Raw genomic sequence first — 2,277 nt, 5'->3', positions numbered from 1 at the left:
GCATCGCAGTACTGATCTACCACGGTGATCGTGGAGGTAGCCGTTCTTGAACCCAATTAAATACCCTTGCTAAGTTAAACTGTTAGTAATTAATTATACTCTCATGAGAGTAATAAAAGAGCGTTAGACCTCTTGCAAAAGTCCCTAACATCCCACCCCCAAACGCTCCCCGCAAGCAGGAGGGGAGCGTTTGCTTTACTAAAATGCGGCGTAGGGTTCTTTATTTTTGATTTGTGCAAGAGGTCTATTGTAGAATTGCAGGTTGCCTGTCCTGATGATACGATTGTTTGACTGCTAACTTGTGGATAAAGTCTGTACTTGGAATTGGTATACACCATCGTAAATTAGATTGCAAAAAGGTTTCAAACCAATTGCTTCAGTATAGAACTGGTATGGCACGAGAAAACTGAGATAACGCATCAGATACTAGAGGGGTGACTGCTTGATAATTTTGACTCACAAGAAAATCCGGTCGAGGATTTATAACCGATAAAGGGATATTCTCAATACTGTTATAAGTAATAATCGCAGTAGAACGCCCAAAGGGTGAGATATTATTTGTTGAAGCATGAACAATATTACTATCAAAAAATAAAACTGAACCCGCCGCACCTTTTATAGAAGTAATTCCATAGTTTGATACTAAATCAGTAATTAAGTTCTGGTTCAGAGAATATTTTAAATTAGCACTAAAACTTGATATCCATGTAGGAGTGTCGCCATAAATATTAGAAGTTGTGGTTGCTGCTGTTCCTACTATAGAACTATGCGCCATAACATCAATCATCTCTTCTTTATGGGAACCAGGAATGACAAATAGCGGGCCATTAAATTCATTCATGTCATCTAATAAGCACATAGCATTGACTACTTGTGGTTTTGGCATTCCATCCTCCTTACGCCAATAGATATAGTCTTGATGCCATTTCCAAATATCACCACTAAATGCTGCTTTAATATTTATTTTGAACTGATATACATATACTTGGGTACCAACTATTTGCATAGCTGGCTCAACGATAAACGGATGTCGTGTTAGACAATTGAAAACATCATTATTAGTATGGGAACCGTGAAGCGAGCGTACAGTCTTACCATCTTTCTCAAGGATTTTTTTGGGTGATTTTTCCGCAGATAAAACAGATAATTCTGCTTTCATAATTTCAACCTCAGCGCTAGAAAAACATTTCTCTAATAAAATAAACCCTTGAGATTTATATGTTTCTAATTGTTCTTTGGTCAGGTACATAACTAAATATTATTCTATGAACAATTAAAATCTAACCCTTTAAAAAGGTATAGTCATTGCAAAAAATACTTAAATAATTAATGAGTTATGAATAAGTTAAAATACTTAAATGATTTTCAAATTAGTCATTAGTATATATAGGAATCGTAAATTGTTTTAAAAAAATATAAGTAGTCTTGTGGGGTGTGTTATATCATGTCCGCTTGATTACTTATTAAACGCGAAGAACCCCAAAGAGCCAAAGCTATGCTTTGTCTCCCCTCCTGCTTGCGGGGAGGGGATTAAGGGGAGCCATAGGTGTCAACTTAACGTGAAAGCCCTAGAATCACCTGGTATTAAGTCCACTTGCTTACAATCACTATCCGCGTCACCCCAGTTTTGTCTAAAGCCAAAACTTCCCCTCCCCAAGGCATCGGGGAGAGGTAAAATGCAATACGCTTGGGTTAAGCATTTTTTTCTTCTCTCTGCTTCCTCTGCGCCTGGAGCGGTAGCCGGACGGCTTGCCCTCCGGGTGACGCTCGTACCGACGCTCGATGACTCGCTTGCCGCCGGCGCTATCGCTAACGCTGCGCTAACAGCAGTCGCTCATGGGGGAAACCCCCAGACGCTCGATGACTCGCTTGCCGCCGGCGCTGTGCGCGGCATCGTCTCCCCTTGGGAGAAGACCGCGCTGCTTCACTGCTTTGCGTCTACGTTAAAAATTTGACTTTGATAAAGAGTTTTAGCCTTAACCCAAGCGTATTGGGGTAAAATGCCTGTGGAATAAGCGTTTAAGCTTAAGTTGACACGTATGAAGGGGAGCCAGCGCGGTCTTCTCACATTGGGAGAGGCTAGCGCCAAGAGGTTTCCCCCATGAGCGACTGGCGTCGGCTTTGCCGACTTGTACCCCTACGGGTAAGCAGTTCTATCTGAATCGGAAACGAGTGCCTTTGCTCAACACTGACTAATGATAATGTAAAAAAAGATAGCCCTGATATGGGTTTGCTAGCCAGGCTAGAAAAAAATCTATCCAGTCCATAAGTTTGTTT

Annotated in this window: 1 protein-coding gene and 1 pseudogene; both read right to left on the bottom strand. The window is 41.1% G+C overall.

Annotated features, from left to right (window positions below; genetic code table 11):
• Positions 1-376: 376 nt before the first annotated feature.
• Entirely contained in the window at positions 377-1,249 is an 873-nt protein-coding gene (locus LC653_RS45805) for a phytanoyl-CoA dioxygenase family protein (protein WP_229501837.1), read from the bottom strand.
• An 830-nt stretch (positions 1,250-2,079) separates the two neighbouring features.
• Positions 2,080-2,277, bottom strand: a pseudogene (locus LC653_RS48250) (hypothetical protein); the annotation flags it as partial.

This window comes from Nostoc mirabile CHAB5784 (genome assembly GCF_020829645.1).
Lineage (GTDB): Bacteria > Cyanobacteriota > Cyanobacteriia > Cyanobacteriales > Nostocaceae > Nostoc > Nostoc mirabile.
Note: the sequence above shows the minus strand (reverse complement) of the source record. Positions and strands in the feature narration are given on the sequence as shown.